This window comes from Streptomyces sp. NPDC058525 (assembly GCF_042719495.1).
In the GTDB taxonomy this organism is placed as follows: Bacteria; Actinomycetota; Actinomycetes; order Streptomycetales; family Streptomycetaceae; genus Streptomyces.
Genome location: NZ_JBHXNP010000015.1, coordinates 18,306 through 34,183, shown reverse-complemented (window position 1 = coordinate 34,183; position 15,878 = coordinate 18,306). Strand labels below are relative to the sequence as shown.

The following is a 15,878-nucleotide window of genomic DNA, read 5'->3' as shown; positions in this document are numbered from 1 at the left end:
CTGGGAGACGCCCGCCCGCACCGAACACCACCCAGGGGGACCACCCGTGCAGTCCACCGAAGGCGACCAGCACCGCATCCTCGTCGTCGACGACGAGCCGGCCGTCCGCGAGGCCCTGCGCCGCAGCCTCGCCTTCGAGGGGTACGCCGTCCAGACCGCCGTCGACGGGATCGACGCCCTCGACAAGGCCGCCTCGTACGCCCCCGACCTGATCGTCCTCGACATCCAGATGCCCCGGATGGACGGCCTGACGGCCGCCCGCCGGCTGCGCGCCGCGGGCGGCACCACCCCGATCCTGATGCTCACCGCCCGCGACACCGTCGGCGACCGCGTCACCGGCCTCGACGCGGGCGCCGACGACTACCTCGTCAAGCCCTTCGAGCTCGACGAGCTGTTCGCCCGCGTCCGCGCCCTGCTGCGCCGCAGCTCCTACGCCGCCCCGCAGGCGGGCGACGACGGCCCCGAGGACGCGCTGACCTTCGGCGACCTGCGCATGGACCTGGCCACCCGCGAGGTCACCCGGGCCGGACGCCCGGTGGAGCTGACCCGTACCGAGTTCACCCTGCTGGAGATGTTCCTCGCGCACCCGCGCCAGGTCCTGACCCGCGAGCAGATCCTCAAGACCGTCTGGGGCTTCGACTTCGAACCCAGCTCCAACTCCCTGGACGTGTACGTGATGTACCTGCGCCGCAAGACCGAGGCCGGCGGCGAGCCCCGCCTGGTCCACACCGTGCGCGGGGTGGGCTACGTACTGCGCGCCGGCGAGAGCGGTCCCGAGTGAGCCCCGCCGCCAGATTCCGCGCCCTGCCGCTGCGCTCCCGCCTCGCGCTGCTGGTCACGGTCGCGGTGGCACTGGCCGTGGCGGCCGTCGCCGCGGTGTCCTGGGTGATGGTGCGCACCCAGCTCCGCGACCAGCTGGACAGCTCGCTGCGCGCCACCAACGCGGGCGCCCAGGCCAACCAGGTGTTCGACGCCTTCGGCGGCTGCGTGTCCGGCGAGGCGCTGCCGGAGCGGCCCGCGAACAACCTCAGCGCGCAGGTGCAGATCGTCCTGCCGGACGGCAGGACCTGCTGGGTCGACGGCAAGAACACCCTGCAGGCCACCGACATCGACCGGCAGGTCGCCCAGCGCCTGCGCGGCCCGGCCCTCTACGACTCGACGACCTCCGACGGCGTCCCGGTGCGCGTCTACACCCAGCCCGCCCTGGTGAACCGGCAGCTCGCCGCGCTGTCCGTGGCCAAGCCGCTCGCCGACGTCGACAAGCCGCTGTCCACGCTGGCCTGGGTGCTGCTGCTGGTCTCCGGCATCGGCGTGGTCGGCGCGGGCGCGGCCGGGCTGTGGGTGGCCCGGACCGGGCTGCGGCCCGTCGACGAACTGACCGGCGCCGTCGAGCACATCGCCCGCACCGAGGACCTCACCGTCCGCATCCCCGACGAGGGCGACGACGAGATCGCCCGGCTGTCGCGGTCCTTCAACTCCATGACGGCCGCCCTCGCCTCCTCCCAGGACCGGCAGGCCCAGCTGATCGCCGACGCCGGGCACGAGCTGCGCACCCCGCTGACCTCGCTGCGGACCAACATCGAACTGCTGGCGCGCAGCGAGGACACCGGCCGGGCCATCCCGCCCGAGGACCGCAAGGAGCTGCTGGCCTCGGTGAAGGCGCAGATGACGGAACTCGCCGCGCTGATCGGCGACCTCCAGGAGCTGTCGCGCCCCGACGCCGTCTCCCCCGGCCCGCTCGAGGTGGTGGCCCTGCACGAGATCGCCGGGGCCGCGCTGTCCCGGGCCCGGCTGCGCGGTCCGGAGCTGGAGTTCAGCTCGTCCCTGGAGCCCTGGTACGTACGGGGCGAGGCGGCCGCGCTGGAGCGGGCGGTGGTCAACGTCCTGGACAACGCGGTGAAGTTCAGCCCGCCGGGCGGTGCGGTGGAGGTGACGCTGCGGGCCGGTGAGCTGCGCGTACGGGACCACGGTCCCGGCATCCCGGCCGAGGACCTCCCGCACGTCTTCGAACGGTTCTGGCGCTCGCCCTCGGCCCGCGCCCTGCCCGGCAGCGGCCTCGGCCTGTCGATCGTGGCCCGTACGGTGGCCCGCGCGGGCGGCAGCGCCGAGCTGCGGGCGGCGGCCGGCGGCGGCCCGGGGGCGGAGGCGGTGCTCCGCATCCCGGGGGCGCCCTCCCCGCCACCGCCCGCGGCCTCAGTTGTGCCGGATCAGTGAGGCGACCAGGCCGGAGCGGGTGTTGGGGAAGTCCATCGGGACGATTCCCAGCCCGGTCCGGCCGGCCATCTCCCCGCCGTCGACGAAGCCGTGCACCTGCGGGCCCAGCCGGTCGGAGTTCCAGCGCGGCGGCATGTAGGCCGCGGTGCTGACGTAGTTCACGAAGAGCTTGCCGGGCTGCTGGACGGCCTTGCGGAAGTGGTTCTCGATCCGGCCGCGCTTGGCGAAGGGCTCGGTGTTGTAGTCGTCCTGGATGTCGAAGACGTTGCCGTCGCCGTAGCGCAGGCCGGGCAGTCCGGCGTTGTCGGCGAGCAGGACCACCTTGCCGCGGGCCTGGCCGAGCGTGGGCAGGGTGTCGGCGATCCGGAACAGCGGGCGCCAGCCGCGGTGGTCGAGGTAGTCGTCGAAGACCGCGCGGAAGGTGGCGTCGCTGTCGGTGGAGTACTCCTGCTTGACGCGCATCAGGACGGTCTCGGAGGGGCGCGCCGCGAGGAAGTTCCAGCAGGCGGCGAGCACGTCGCCGAACATCAGGTCCTGGAAGAAGGCCGCGTGGTGGATGGCGAAGGAGCCGCCCGTGACCCGGCAGCGGACGTCGAGGAAGCGGATGCCGGAGTCGAGCTGCTGGGCGATCGAGGTGTTCTGGCAGGCGACGTAGAGGCCGCCCTTGGTGGCGCCGGAGTCGTGGGTGCCGGGGATGGTCATCCGCTGGAGGGGCGTGGCGTCGCCGAGGCCCGCCATCCAGTCCTGGGTGCCGAGCGCGGCGGCCGCGGCGGGTGGCGCTCCGAGCCCGACGGCCGCGCCCGCGGCCAGTGCTCCGGCCAGAAACGTCCGCCGGTCCAGTCCCGTGCCCATGCCCATGTCCGCCCCTTTGCCGACCCAGTGGTGGGACCGGATTATGGCGTGCGGAACCAGCCTTTACTACCCGCCGGTAGAGCCGAACTTCGAGACAACGTCCTTGAAAATCAGGCGAGTTGGGACAGACCCCGGCACTAGTCCGCCAGCAGCTCCGCCATCGTTCGCAGCCCCCGGGCGATCGCCTGCCCGTCGGGCGTGTGCTCCGGGTCGGTCAGGTGCTGGACCATCACGCCGGTCAGCAGCGCGATGTGCACCGACCCGAGGGCCCGTACGTCCTCCTCGGTGACCGCGTCCTCGGGCACCCCGCGCAGCTGCGCGGCCACCACGCGCCGGGACCGGCGCTGGCCCTCGGCCAGGGTGGCGAGCAGTTCGGGCGAGGACTGCGCGTGCACGAAGGCCTCGATGTTGGCGATCCACAGCCAGCGCATGTCGCCGAAGTCCCGGATCTTGCGGTCCCATGTGTCGGCGTAGCGCTCCGAGGCGGTGGCGCCCTGGCCGGCGAGCCGTCCGGAGCCCGCGGCCCACTCGTCCATCGCGGCGAAGAGCGCCTGGTTGAGCAGGGCCTCGCGCGAGCCGAAGTGGTAGCCGATCGCGGCCATGCTGACCTTCGACGCCGTGGCGATGTCGCGCACGGTCGTGCGGAGGTACCCCTTCTCCTCAAGGCAGCGCCGGGCTCCGGCCAGCAGGTCCTCGCGATTTCCCATGGCGGGATCGTATCCGCGCCAGGATTTGGGCAAGCGCCCTATACGAACGTATTGCACGCTTGCCCAAATCCTGGCAGGGTGGAACCACCGCAAGATCCACGGGCCCCCGGGAGGCACGAGCCATGCGCCACGAGCTGAAGATCGACGACCGCACCCTCTCCTACCTGGACTTCGGAGGCACCGGCCGCCCGCTGCTCGCCCTGCACGGCGGCCTCTCCGAAGCGGCCGCCTACACCGGCCTCGCCGCCGCACTCGGCGACGACTGGCGGGTCATCGCCCCCGACCAGCGCGGCCACGGCGACTCCGACCGCACCCCCGCCTACGACCGCGAGGGCTACGTCGGCGACGCCGCCACCCTGCTCGACCACCTCGGCCTCGGCGCCCCGGTACCCGTACTCGGCTTCTCCCTCGGCGGCACCAACGCCTACCACCTGGCCGCCGCCCGCCCCGACCTCGTCTCCGCACTGATCATCGTCGACTCCCCCGTGGAGGTCGTCCGCAAGGACGGCCCGGACCCCTGGGCCTTCCTCCACGACCTCCCGTACACCGCGCCGACCCGCGAGGAACTCATCACCGCCCTCGGCCCGATGGGCCCCACCTACGCCCCCGCACTGCGCCCCGAAGGCACCGGCTGGCGGCTGCCGTTCCACCCGCAGGACACCCTGGCCACCCTCGCCGGCGCCTACGGCGACCGCTGGGACGTCTGGCTCGCCAGCCACTGCCCGGCGCTGCTCATCCACGGCCTGCGCAGCCAGGCCCTCTCCCGCGAGCAGGCCGACGCCATGGTCGCCCGGCGGCCCGGAACCTCGTACACCGCACTCGACACCGAGCACTTCGTGCCCTTCCAGGACCCCGAGGGCTTCCACCGGGCCGTCCGCACCTACCTCGCCACCCTCTAGGGACCGCGAAAACGCCGAAGGGGCGGCGGGCCGTCGGGCCCACCGCCCCTCCGGGCGCGCTACACAGGTGTGGCGGGTACTACTTGATGACCGTGATCCGGTCCGCCGCCGGCGGCACGATCGGGTTCTCCGCCGTCGACTTGCCCAGGTAGGCGTTGAAGCAGTCCAGGTCGGGCGCACCGACCAGCTTGTTCTTGTGCTCCTTCAGGACGGTGAAACCGTCACCGCCGCCCGCGAGGAACTCGTTCATCGCGACCCGGTAGGTCCTGGCGGGGTCGATCGCCGCACCGTTCAGCTTCACCGAGTCCACGACGATGCGGTCCGCACCGGCCTTGGTCATGTCGAGGGTGTACGTGAAGCCCTTCGACACCTGGAGGATCTTCGGGTTCGCACCGTTGACCGGACCGCTCACCTGCTGCTGGAGCGCGGTGATCAGCTGCGCGCCCGTCAGGTCCACGATGTTCATCATGTTGTTGAACGGCTGCACCGTGTAGGACTCGCCGTACGTCACCACACCGTCGCCCTCGTCCCCGGAGGCCTTGTAGGCCAGGTCGGCACGGATGCCGCCCGGGTTCATGATGGCCAGCTGCGCGCCGCCCTTGTCGGCCGGAGCCAGCGCCTCGAGCTGCGCGTCGGCGATCAGGTCGCCGAGCGGCTTCTCCGGCGCCTCCGAACCGCGGCCCGGGATGTCGGCGGAGATGAAGCCCTGCGGACGGTTCGCGATCGGGGCCGCGAGCGCGTTCCAGCGCTGGATCAGCTCGGTCATGTCCGGGGCCTTGGGCTGGTCCCGGGTGACGACCTTGTTGACCGGCTTCGGCGAGCGGACCGGCGTACGGACGATGTCCTTGGTCTGCCGGTCGTAGGTCAGCGTGGTGTCCGTGAACAGCCGGCCGTAGGAGGCGGCCGAGGTCACCATGCGCGGGTTGCCCGCCGGGTCCGGGATGTTGCAGGCGTACGCCTGGTGCGTGTGCCCGGTGACCAGCGCGTCGACCTTCGGGTCGAGGTTCTTGGCGATGTCCACGATGGGGCCGGAGATGCCGGCGCCCGCACCCGGGACGTCACAGTCGTAGTTGTACGCACCGCTCGCGGGCAGACCGCCCTCGTGGATCAGCGCGACGATCGACTTCACGCCCTGCTTGTTCAGCTCGGCGGCGTACTTGTTGATCGACTCGACTTCGTCCTCGAACTTCAGGCCCTTGACGCCCTCGGCCGTGACGACGTCCGGAGTGCCCTCCAGGGTGACGCCGATGAAGCCGATCTTCACGTCCCCCTTCTTCCAGATGAAGGTCGGGTTCATCATCGGACGCTTGGTCTTCAGGTCCGTGACGTTCGCGGCGAGGAACGGGAACTCGGAGCCCGTGAACTCCTTGCCCGGCTCGAAGCAGCCCTCGACCGGGTGGCAGCCGCCGTACGCCATGCGGCGCAGCTCGGCCCTGCCCTCGTCGAACTCGTGGTTGCCGACCCCGGTGACGTCCAGGTCGAGCTTGTTCAGCGCCTCGATGCTCGGCTCGTCGTGGAAGAGCCCCGACAGCATCGGGCTGCCGCCGATCATGTCGCCCGCCGCGGCGGTGACGGAGTACTCGTGGCCCTTGCGGGCCTCGCGCAGGCTGGTGGCGAGGTACTCGACACCGCCCGCGGGTATGGCCTTGGTGGTGCCGTCGGCCTGACGTTCGCTCACGTTGCCGGAGGAGCCCTGCGGGGGCTCGAGCGTGCCGTGGAAGTCGTTGAACGACAGCAGCTGCACATCGACGGTCCCGCTCTTGGCGGCACCGCCACCACTCGCGGCCCCGGCCGGCAGAGCGGCGGCGACCATCGCCCCGGCCCCGACCGAGACGGCGAGAGCGGTGAGGGTCAACCGGCGGATGCGGCGGTGCCGTTGTGGCGTCGCTGACATTTAGTCCCCTTTGTGGACAGCGAGACAAACTTGGGAGGTCCGCCGCAGCCTATTGTCAACGCGCGTAGCACGACAGGGGGTATCGGGTATCGAGGTGGTTACGCGCAGAAGACGGACCGCTGCCCGGGGCCGCACCCGCCGGGCCGCCCGCCGCGGTCGTAGGCTCAAGGCATGACTGACGCAGCAGCGGCCCTGGAGCCGGGACGGCAGATTGAGACCCTCGACGAGCTGACGGAGGAACAGGCCGCGGCCGTCCTCACCCTGATCGAGGACGCCGCACGCACCGACGGCACCACCGCCGTGTCCGAACAGGGCCGCCTCCAGCTGCGCGGCGGGCCGCGCGAGGGCATCCGGCACTTCCTGCTCACCGAGGGCGGCCGGCTCTGCGGATACGGGCAACTGGAGGACACCGACCCGGTGGAGGCGCCCGCCGCCGAGCTCGTCGTCCACCCTGCGCTGCGCGGCCGCGGCCACGGCCGGGCCCTGGGCTCGGCCCTGCTGGCCGCCTCCGGCAAGCGGATCCGGGTATGGGCCCACGGCGGCAAATCGGCCGCCCGGCACCTGGCCCAGGTGCTCGGGCTGACCCTCTTCCGCGAGCTGCGCCAGCTGCGCCGGCCGCTCGGGCCGGACGCGCCGGCGCTGCCCGAGCCGGTGCTCCCGGCCGGCGTGACGGTCCGCACCTTCGTGCCCGGCGCGGACGACACGGCCTGGCTCGCGGCGAACGCGGCCGCCTTCGCCCACCACCCCGAACAGGGCGCGCTGACGCAGCGGGACCTGAACGACCGGATCGCGCAGCCGTGGTTCGACGCGGCGGGCTTCTTCCTCGCCGAGCGCGCCGGGGAGCTGGTCGGCTTCCACTGGACGAAGGTCCACGCCGCCGAGCAGCTGGGCGAGGTCTACGTGGTCGGCGTCCGGCCGGGCGCACAGGGCGGCGGCCTCGGCAAGGCCCTCACCGCGATCGGCCTCCGCCACCTCGCCGCGTCGGGCCTCCCGACGGCCATGCTCTACGTCGACGCCGACAACCCGGCGGCCCTGGCCGTCTACGAGGGCCTGGGCTTCACCACCCACGAGGTAGACCTGATGTACCGCACGGAAAGCTGAGCCGTCGGGGCCCGGCAGGGCTGACGAGACCGGGGCCTTGTCGGAGGCTTGCCCCGCCGAAGGCGCAGGGCGGGGCCCTTGTCGGAAGTGCGGGGCGGGGGCCTTGTCGGAGGCTTGCCTCGCCGAAGGTGTGGGGCGGGGTCCCTCCGGAGTGTCTCCTCGGCTCGCGCACGAAGCCACGGCTACGAAACCCGAACCAGGGTTGCGCGCTCGTCCTGCGGGGACCCTCCTACGCGCCCCCACCCCACCCCAGGCTCCGCAACCCAAGCCGAAGCACCGCCCACCCCAACCTCCCCACCCCCAGCCTCCGCAAGACAAGGGGGCATGGGGCCGAACCGGGCGACCGCCCCGCCCGCGCGCTCCGCAAGCCAATGGGCGCATGGCTGCAACGGGGTATCCGCAGAGCGGGCACCCGCCCCTAGGCTCCGCAAGCCAAGGGTATGAGGCCGAACCGGGCGACCGCCCCACCCCCGGGCTCCGCGAGCCAAGGGGCAACGGGGCCTTGCCTCACGACCGACCCACCCCAGGCTCCGTAAGCCGAGGAGTGTGGGACCGAACCGGCCCCGGCCCAGCGCCCCGCCCCCCACCCCCAGGCTCCGCAAGCCGAGGGGCCGGGGGCCGAACCGGGCGACCGACCCACCCCAGGCTCCGCAAGCCGAGGGGCCGGGGGGCGAACCAGGCGGCCGGCCCACCCGCTCCCGGCTCCGTAAGCCGAGGAGGGTGGGGCCGGGGCCGGGAGCCCTCGTAGCCTGGGTGGCGGGGTTCGTGAGGCGAGGGGGGTGGGGCCGTGTAGGGGGGTCCCCGCAGGACGAGCGCGCAACCGGGGGCCAGCGCTTCGCAGCCGTGGCTTCGTGCGCGAGCCGAGGAGACACCCCGGAGGGGCCCCGCGCCCCTCGGCTCACGAAGCCCGGCCCCCCACCAGCCCCACCGCACCCGAGCCCTCCGCACACCGGCCCACCCCGGCGCACAACCCCCCGGCCAAGCCCCAGCCGCAGGCGCCGTGCACCACCCCGGACCCGGGAAGCCACGCGCCATTAACCAGCCATTCAGACGCACTTGCGAACCTCCCCGCATGCAGCCCCGACTCCGACTGACGGCCGACACTTCCGACGCGCCTGTCCTCCCGCTTGCGCGGAAGAATGGAGTCATGAGCCACAAGCCCAGCGCCGGCCCCACCGAGGTCCCCGCCCAGCACCCGTCCCACACGTCCGCCGCGCCCGCGGGATCGGCCCCCGCGGGATCGGCCCCCGCGGGATCGGCCTCCGCGGGATCCTCCTCCTCGGGCAGAGCCGCCGCAGGCCCGGCCCCCGCAGGCCCGGCCGCCGCAGGCCCGGCCGCCGCAGGCCCGGCCGCCGCAGGCCCGGCCGCCGCAGGCTCGGCCGCCGCAGGCTCGGCCCCCACGGGAACCCCGGGCAACATGGCCGTCACCGGAGCCCACGCGCGCATAGGTTCCATCAGCGCGCACCGCCCGCACGTCGACCTCGAGCCCGATCTCGACGCCGACCTGGACGCCTACGACGACAAGGACGGCGGAGAGCTGCCGCCCGGCCGCTTCCTCGACCGGGAGCGCAGCTGGCTCGCCTTCAACGAGCGGGTGCTGGAGCTCGCCGAGGATCCGACGACGCCCCTCCTGGAGCGCGCCAACTTCCTGGCGATCTTCGCGAGCAACCTCGACGAGTTCTTCATGGTCCGCGTCGCCGGCCTCAAGCGCCGCATCGCGACCGGCGTCGCCACCCGTTCGGCCTCAGGCCTCCAGCCCCGTGAGGTGCTGGACCTGATCTGGACCCGCTCGCGCGAGCTCATGGCCCGGCACGCCGCCTGCTTCCAGCAGGACATCTCCCCGGCCCTGGCCGAGGAGGGCGTCCACCTGATCCGCTGGCCGGACCTCACCGAGAAGGAGCAGGCGCGCCTCTTCACCCTGTTCCGCAACCAGATCTTCCCGGTGCTGACCCCGCTGGCCGTCGACCCCGCGCACCCGTTCCCGTACATCTCCGGCCTCTCCCTGAACCTGGCCGTGGTCGTGCGCAACCCGGTCAGCGGTCACCGCCACTTCGCCCGGGTCAAGGTCCCGCCGCTCCTCTCCCGCTTCCTGGAGGCCTCCCCGCAGCGCTACGTCCCGCTTGAGGACGTCATCGCCGCGCACCTGGAGGAGCTGTTCCCCGGCATGGAGGTGCTCGCGCACCACATGTTCCGCGTGACCCGCAACGAGGACCTCGAGGTGGAGGAGGACGACGCCGAGAACCTTCTCCAGGCCCTGGAGAAGGAGCTCATGCGGCGCCGCTTCGGCCCGCCGGTGCGCCTGGAGGTCGAGGAGTCCATCGACCCGGGCATCCTGGACCTGCTGGTACAGGAGCTGAAGGTCAACCCGTCCGAGGTGTACCCGCTGCCCGGCCCGCTGGACCTGACGGCCCTGTTCGGGATCGCCTCGCTGGACCGGCCCGAGCTGAAGTACCCGAAGTTCGTCGCCGGCACGCACCGGGACCTGGCCGAGGTCGAGTCGGCGTCCGCGCCGGACATCTTCGCCGCGCTGCGCGAGCGGGACGTGCTGCTGCACCACCCGTACGACTCCTTCTCCACGTCGGTGCAGGCCTTCCTGGAGCAGGCCGCCGCCGACCCGGACGTCCTGGCGATCAAGCAGACGCTGTACCGCACCTCCGGCGACTCCCCGATCGTGGACGCCCTGATCGACGCGGCCGAGGCCGGCAAGCAGGTCCTCGTACTCGTCGAGATCAAGGCCCGCTTCGACGAGCAGGCCAACATCAAGTGGGCGCGCAAGCTGGAGGAGTCCGGCTGCCACGTCGTCTACGGGCTCGTCGGCCTCAAGACCCACTGCAAGCTGTCGCTGGTCGTGCGCCAGGAGGGCGACCAGCTGCGCCGCTATTCGCACGTGGGCACCGGCAACTACCACCCCAAGACGGCCCGGCTGTACGAGGACCTCGGCCTGCTCACCGCCGACCCGCAGGTCGGCGCGGACCTCTCCGACCTCTTCAACCGGCTGTCGGGCTACTCGCGCCGCGAGACCTACCGCCGCCTGATGGTGGCGCCCCGCTCGCTGCGCGACGGGCTGCTGGCCCGCATCGACAAGGAGGCCGCCCACCACCGGGCCGGCCGTCCCGCGTACGTGCGGCTGAAGATGAACTCGATCGTCGACGAGGCCCTCATCGATTCGCTCTACCGGGCCTCCCAGGCCGGCGTGCCCGTCGACATCTGGGTCCGCGGCATCTGCGCGGTGCGCCCCGGAGTACCCGGACTCTCGGAGAACATCCGGGTCCGTTCGATCCTCGGCCGCTTCCTGGAGCACTCCCGGGTCTTCGCCTTCGGCAACGGCGGCGAACCCGAGGTGTGGATCGGCAGCGCCGACATGATGCACCGCAACCTCGACCGCCGTATCGAGGCACTGGTCAGGGTCGCCGACCCGGCCCACCGCGCGGCCCTGGACCGGATGCTGGAAACCGGGATGTCCGACGTCACCTCCTCCTGGCACCTGGGCCCGGACGGCGAATGGACCCGGCACAGCACGGACGCGGAAGGCCAGCCGCTGCGGCACGTACAGGAGATGCTCATAGACGCCCGGAGGCGCCGGCGTGGCTCAGCCAAACCATGACCCGATGGCAATGACGGGATGCGCGGGTGACGTGCTCGGCACGTACCTGCGCGCCCAGGCCACCGCCTTCCTGCGCGGGCTGCGCCTGCACGAGGAGTGGGGGTCCCCCCGGATGGGGGTACCCCCAGCGGTAGCTGGGGGAGAGTCCGGGGGAGGGGCCGACGCCTCGGAAGGAAGCGATGCGGCGCGCAGCCTGCGGGGGGCGGCGCGCCGGATCAGCGGATCCCTGGCCACCTTCCGGGGGGTGACCGAGTCCTCCTGGGCGGACGGGCTGCGCACCGAGCTGGTGTGGCTGTCCTCGACCCTGGCCGACGAGCATGCGTACGCCGCCCGCCTGGCGCGGCTGATGGACGCGCTGCACCGGCTGTCGGGCTCGGCCGAGGTCCCGGCGCCGCGGGGGACGGCCGGCGAGCTCACGGTGGGCTCGGCGCGCGCGGGCGCGCTGCTGGAGCGCCAGCTCACCCTGGCCCGTACCCGTGCCCATTCGGCGACGCTGCAGGCCCTCGGCTCCGCCCGGTTCCACGCGGTGGCGGACGCGGTGGCGGTGCTGGCCTCGGAGGTGCCGCTGGATCCGAGCGCGGCGCGCGGCCGCATCGAGGACGTGCTGGTGCCGCTGGCGGCGGTGGCCGAAACCCGACTGTCGGCGGCGGTCGGTTCGCTTCCGCCGGCGGAGGACACGCACCCGTACGACGCGGACCGCGACGGCCCCTGGCACGAGGTACGCCGCCTCCTGCGGGTCCACCGGTACGCGCGGGAGGCGCTGGGCGAGGACGTGGCGCGCGCGGCGGCGGCGGGCGAGGCCCTGGACCGGCACCGGGACGCGGCGGAGGCGGCGAACGCCTCGGCGACGGCGGCGCGCACCCCGCGGATCGCTCCGGCGACGGCTTATGCCCTGGGGATCCTGCACGCGGATCAGCGGCACGCGGCGGAGTCGGCCCGTTTCGACTTCCGGCAGATCTGGCTCCCGGCCCCCGCGGACCAGCGTGGTCACGCCGAGATAACGGCCGGATAACGGAAGCTTACGTCCGTGGGCGGACCGGCCGGATCGCACCGGGTCGTCCGCCACGGTTCACCATCCGTTCACTCGGGCCGGTCGGCCGCTTCACCTGATCTGACTAGTTTCTGCTGTGCAAGGTGCGAGCGGCCCGGAGAACGAGCAGCTCAGCCAGGCAACCGACGTAGTCCTCTTCGCACGCCGCCCCGATGCAGAAAGCGGCCGGCGGCTTCTGGAAGGAACACCCGAAAGTGAAGCTTCAGCGCAAGAACATGCTTCGTGCCTCCGCCCTCGGGGCGCTTGTCGTGTCCGGCGCCCTGGTCCTCACGGCGTGCGGCTCGGACGACAACACGAAGAACACCGGCGGCACGGCGAAGCCCTCCGCTGCCGCCGCCGGCGACATCAAGTGCGAAGACGCCAAGGGCAAGCTCCTGGCCTCGGGCTCGTCCGCGCAGAAGAACGCGATCGAGCTGTGGATCAAGAACTACATGGCCGCCTGCTCGGGCGTCGAGGTGAACTACAAGTCCTCCTCCTCCGGTGAGGGCATCGTCGCCTTCAACCAGGGCACCGTCGGTTTCGCCGGCTCCGACTCGGCGCTGAAGCCGGAGCAGATCGAGGAGTCGAAGAAGGTCTGCACCGGCGGCCAGGGCATCAACCTGCCGATGGTCGGCGGCCCCGTCGCCCTCGGCTTCAACGTCGCCGGCGTGGACAAGCTGAACCTCGACGCCGCGACGATCGCCAACATCTTCAACGACAAGATCAAGAAGTGGGACGACGAGGCGATCAAGAAGCTGAACCCCGGCGTCACGCTTCCCTCGACCGCGATCCAGGCCTTCCACCGCTCTGACGACTCGGGCACCACCGAGAACGTCACCAAGTACCTCAAGGCCGCCGCCCCCGACGCGTGGCCGTACGAGGCCGCGAAGAAGTGGGCCGCCCCGGGTGGCCAGGCCGCGTCCGGCTCCGCCGGTGTCGCCGCCCAGGTCAAGCAGGTCGACGGCGCGATCGGCTACTTCGAGCTCTCCTTCGCCAGCTCGCAGGGCATCAAGACGGTCGACCTGAACACGGGCGCCGCCGCCCCGGTCAAGGCCACCGGTGAGAACGCCTCCAAGGCCATCGCCGCCGCCAAGATCGCTGGCACCGGCTCCGACCTGGCCCTGAAGCTCGACTACACCACCAAGGCCGAGGGCGCCTACCCGCTGGTCCTGGTGACCTACGAGGTCGTCTGCGACAAGGGCAACAAGCCGGAGACCCTGTCGACGGTCAAGTCCTTCCTGAACTACACCGCGTCCGACGCGGGCCAGAAGGTGCTCCTCGAGAACGGCTACGCGCCGATCCCGGCCGAGATCAACGCCAAGGTCCGCGAGGCCATCACCAAGCTCGGCTGATCTTCCGATCCCTCTCGGTGCCGGGCGGATCCGGGGTCTCCCCCCGATCCGCCCGGCGCCCGAGAACCCTCCCCCTCCACCCGGGGGGATCCGGTGCACCGCCGCCAGGGGGCCTGCCCCCCACACAGACCGGAAAGACCATGGCTTCCACCACACCCACCCAGATAGACACGGCTCCGCCTGTCTCCAAGAGCAAGGGATCCACCGGCCGCGCCGGTGACAAGATCTTCGCCGGGCTCTCCAAGGGCTCCGGCATCCTGCTCCTGGTGATCATGGCGTCGATCGCCGCCTTCCTGACCTACCGCGCCACGATCGCCCTGTCGGAGAACGAGGGGAACTTCCTCACCACCTTCGACTGGAACGCGTCGGCCAACCCGCCCGTCTTCGGCATCGCCGTCCTGCTCTTCGGCACCGTCATCAGCTCGATCATCGCGATGGTCATCGCGGTTCCGATCGCTGTCGGCATCGCCCTGTTCATCTCGCACTACGCGCCGCGCAAGCTGGCCGCCCCCCTCGCCTACGTGGTCGACCTGCTGGCCGCCGTGCCGTCGATCATCTACGGCATCTGGGGCGCCCTGTTCCTCGTCCCGCACCTGGCGGGACTGAACCTGTGGCTCGACGAGTACCTCGGCTGGACCTACATCTTCGAGAAGACCCAGGTCGGCGTGGCCCGCTCGCTGTTCACCGTCGGCATCCTGCTCGCGATCATGATCCTGCCGATCGTGACGAGCGTCAGCCGTGAGGTCTTCCTCCAGGTCCCGCGCATGAACGAGGAGGCCGCCCTGGCCCTCGGCGCGACCCGCTGGGAAGTCATCCGGATGTCCGTGCTGCCCTTCGGCCGCTCCGGTGTCATCTCCGCCTCGATGCTCGGCCTCGGCCGCGCGCTCGGCGAGACCATGGCCGTCGCGACCGTCCTCTCCCCGAGCTTCCTGATCTCGTTCCACGTCCTCAACCCGGGCGGCGGCACCTTCGCGCAGAACATCGCGGCGAAGTTCGACGAGGCCAACGAGTTCGGCCGGGACGCGCTGATCGCCTCCGGTCTGGTCCTCTTCCTGCTCACCCTGCTGGTCAACGGTGCAGCCCGGCTGATCATCGCTCGCCGCAAGGACTTCTCGGGGGCGAACGCCTGATGAGCCACGCACTCCAGGACCAGCGGCCCGCCCGGGCCCCGAAGTCCGCCGCCCCCGCCGGCCTCACCCGAGGCGGCCTGCCCCGCTGGGCCCCGGCCGGCATCGCGGCCCTCTCGCTCGCCCTCGGCAGCGGCGTCGGCCTCGTCTTCGGCCTGCACAGCAAGGTCCAGTGGGGCCTGATCGCGGCCCTGCTCTTCGTCGCCGTCACGTACACCGCCAGCGCGGTCGTCGAGAACCGCCGCCAGGCCAAGGACCGCGTGGCGACCTCCGTCGTGTGGGTCTGCTTCGTCCTCGCGGTCATCCCGCTGCTGTCCCTGATGTGGACCACGGTGAGCCGCGGCATCGGCCTCCTCGACGGCGACTTCCTCACGCACTCGATGAACGGCGTGACCAGCTTCGACGAGGGCGGCGGCGTCTACCACGCCCTGCTCGGCACCATCGAGCAGGTCGCCCTGGCCACCCTGATCGCCGCGCCCATCGGCCTGCTGACCGCCGTCTACCTGGTCGAGTACGGCAAGGGCTCGCTCGCCAAGGCCGTGACCTTCTTCGTCGACGTCATGACCGGCATCCCCTCCATCGTCGCGGGCCTGTTCATCCTGACGACGTGGAACCTGATGCTCGGCTTCGGCCCCTCCGGCTTCGCCGGCGCCATGGCCCTGTCGATCCTGATGATGCCGGTCGTGGTGCGCTCCACCGAGGAGATGCTCAAGCTCGTCCCGAACGAGCTGCGCGAGGCCGCCCTCGCCCTCGGTGTGCCGAAGTGGCGCGTGATCCTCAAGGTCGTGCTCCCCACCGCCATCGGCGGCATCTCCACCGGTGTCATGCTGGCGGTGGCCCGCATCGCCGGTGAGACCGCGCCGATCATGCTGCTGGTCTTCGGCTCCCAGCTCATCAACGGCAACCCCTTCGAAGGCGCCCAGTCCTCGCTCCCCCTCTACATCTGGGAGCAGTACAAGGTCGGCAGTGAAGCCTCCTACGACCGGGCATGGGCCGGAGCGCTCGTCCTGATCGCCTTCGTCATGATCCTCAATCTGGTGGCCCGCGGCATCGCCCGCTGGAAGGCCCCGAAGACCGGTCGCTAAAAGCGAGTCCATT

General features: G+C 71.8%; 12 protein-coding genes. 9 read left to right on the top strand and 3 right to left on the bottom strand.

Annotation, left to right across the window (positions count from 1 at the left end; genetic code table 11):
* The first annotated feature begins 46 nt into the window (after positions 1-46).
* Both ACFWP3_RS10485 and ACFWP3_RS10480 read left to right on the top strand, forming a co-directional pair.
* Entirely contained in the window at positions 47-781 is a 735-nt protein-coding gene (locus tag ACFWP3_RS10485) for a response regulator transcription factor (protein WP_384218494.1), read from the top strand.
* Positions 778-2,214 (top strand): sensor histidine kinase, encoded by a 1,437-nt coding sequence (locus ACFWP3_RS10480; protein ID WP_384218492.1) that lies wholly within the window; start codon positions 778-780, stop codon positions 2,212-2,214. The genes ACFWP3_RS10485 and ACFWP3_RS10480 overlap by 4 nt, the downstream gene beginning before the upstream one ends.
* On the opposite strand, the gene ACFWP3_RS10475 is transcribed toward ACFWP3_RS10480, so the two are convergent.
* Both ACFWP3_RS10475 and ACFWP3_RS10470 read right to left on the bottom strand, forming a co-directional pair.
* Complete coding sequence (locus tag ACFWP3_RS10475) at positions 2,194-3,072, bottom strand: phosphatidylinositol-specific phospholipase C (protein ID WP_384218489.1); 879 nt, start codon at positions 3,070-3,072, stop codon at positions 2,194-2,196. The two genes, ACFWP3_RS10480 and ACFWP3_RS10475, sit on opposite strands and share 21 nt — an antisense overlap.
* Before the next feature lie 131 nt (positions 3,073-3,203).
* Entirely contained in the window at positions 3,204-3,773 is a 570-nt protein-coding gene (locus ACFWP3_RS10470) for a TetR/AcrR family transcriptional regulator (protein ID WP_384218487.1), read from the bottom strand.
* A gap of 122 nt (positions 3,774-3,895) precedes the next feature.
* Here ACFWP3_RS10470 and ACFWP3_RS10465 point away from each other — a divergent pair, with 122 nt between their 5' ends.
* Positions 3,896-4,672 carry an alpha/beta fold hydrolase gene (locus ACFWP3_RS10465; RefSeq protein ID WP_384218484.1) on the top strand — a complete coding sequence of 259 codons (777 nt, stop codon included), beginning with the start codon at positions 3,896-3,898 and terminating at the stop codon, positions 4,670-4,672.
* A 79-nt stretch (positions 4,673-4,751) separates the two neighbouring features.
* On the opposite strand, the gene ACFWP3_RS10460 is transcribed toward ACFWP3_RS10465, so the two are convergent.
* A complete protein-coding gene (locus ACFWP3_RS10460) occupies positions 4,752-6,566 on the bottom strand; it encodes a bifunctional metallophosphatase/5'-nucleotidase (protein ID WP_384218482.1) in 1,815 nt (604 codons plus the stop codon).
* Positions 6,567-6,737: 171 nt separating this feature from the next.
* Between ACFWP3_RS10460 and mshD the strand changes: the two genes are divergently transcribed.
* The 6 genes from mshD to pstA all read left to right on the top strand — a co-directional run bounded on the left by mshD (position 6,738) and on the right by pstA (position 15,865).
* Complete coding sequence (gene mshD / locus ACFWP3_RS10455) at positions 6,738-7,667, top strand: mycothiol synthase (RefSeq protein WP_384218480.1); 930 nt, start codon at positions 6,738-6,740, stop codon at positions 7,665-7,667.
* Between the two features lie 1,417 nt (positions 7,668-9,084).
* On the top strand, positions 9,085-11,271 hold the full coding sequence (locus ACFWP3_RS10450) for an RNA degradosome polyphosphate kinase (RefSeq protein WP_384218653.1): 2,187 nt from the start codon (positions 9,085-9,087) through the stop codon (positions 11,269-11,271).
* Positions 11,272-11,275: 4 nt separating this feature from the next.
* Positions 11,276-12,283 (top strand): CHAD domain-containing protein, encoded by a 1,008-nt coding sequence (locus tag ACFWP3_RS10445; protein WP_384218477.1) that lies wholly within the window; start codon positions 11,276-11,278, stop codon positions 12,281-12,283.
* Positions 12,284-12,516: 233 nt separating this feature from the next.
* Positions 12,517-13,653 carry a phosphate ABC transporter substrate-binding protein PstS gene (pstS, locus tag ACFWP3_RS10440; protein ID WP_384218475.1) on the top strand — a complete coding sequence of 379 codons (1,137 nt, stop codon included), beginning with the start codon at positions 12,517-12,519 and terminating at the stop codon, positions 13,651-13,653.
* A gap of 140 nt (positions 13,654-13,793) precedes the next feature.
* A complete protein-coding gene (gene pstC / locus ACFWP3_RS10435; protein WP_384218472.1) occupies positions 13,794-14,783 on the top strand; it encodes a phosphate ABC transporter permease subunit PstC in 990 nt (329 codons plus the stop codon).
* Positions 14,783-15,865, top strand: coding sequence for a phosphate ABC transporter permease PstA (gene pstA / locus ACFWP3_RS10430; protein ID WP_384218463.1), 1,083 nt, complete (start codon positions 14,783-14,785; stop codon positions 15,863-15,865). Before pstC ends, pstA begins: the two co-directional genes overlap by 1 nt.
* The last annotated feature ends 13 nt before the right edge of the window (positions 15,866-15,878 follow it).

What these genes read in the sequence shown, in the direction of transcription:
- ACFWP3_RS10475 (WP_384218489.1), bottom strand. Translation starts at nt 3,072, where the DNA reads ATGGGCATGGGCACGGGACTGGACCGGCGGACGTTTCTGGCCGGAGCA.
- ACFWP3_RS10470 (WP_384218487.1), bottom strand. Translation starts at nt 3,773, where the DNA reads ATGGGAAATCGCGAGGACCTGCTGGCCGGAGCCCGGCGCTGCCTTGAG.
- ACFWP3_RS10465 (WP_384218484.1), top strand. Translation starts at nt 3,896, where the DNA reads ATGCGCCACGAGCTGAAGATCGACGACCGCACCCTCTCCTACCTGGAC.
- ACFWP3_RS10460 (WP_384218482.1), bottom strand. Translation starts at nt 6,566, where the DNA reads ATGTCAGCGACGCCACAACGGCACCGCCGCATCCGCCGGTTGACCCTC.
- mshD (WP_384218480.1), top strand. Translation starts at nt 6,738, where the DNA reads ATGACTGACGCAGCAGCGGCCCTGGAGCCGGGACGGCAGATTGAGACC.
- ACFWP3_RS10450 (WP_384218653.1), top strand. Translation starts at nt 9,085, where the DNA reads ATGGCCGTCACCGGAGCCCACGCGCGCATAGGTTCCATCAGCGCGCAC.
- ACFWP3_RS10445 (WP_384218477.1), top strand. Translation starts at nt 11,276, where the DNA reads ATGGCAATGACGGGATGCGCGGGTGACGTGCTCGGCACGTACCTGCGC.
- pstC (WP_384218472.1), top strand. Translation starts at nt 13,794, where the DNA reads ATGGCTTCCACCACACCCACCCAGATAGACACGGCTCCGCCTGTCTCC.
- pstA (WP_384218463.1), top strand. Translation starts at nt 14,783, where the DNA reads ATGAGCCACGCACTCCAGGACCAGCGGCCCGCCCGGGCCCCGAAGTCC.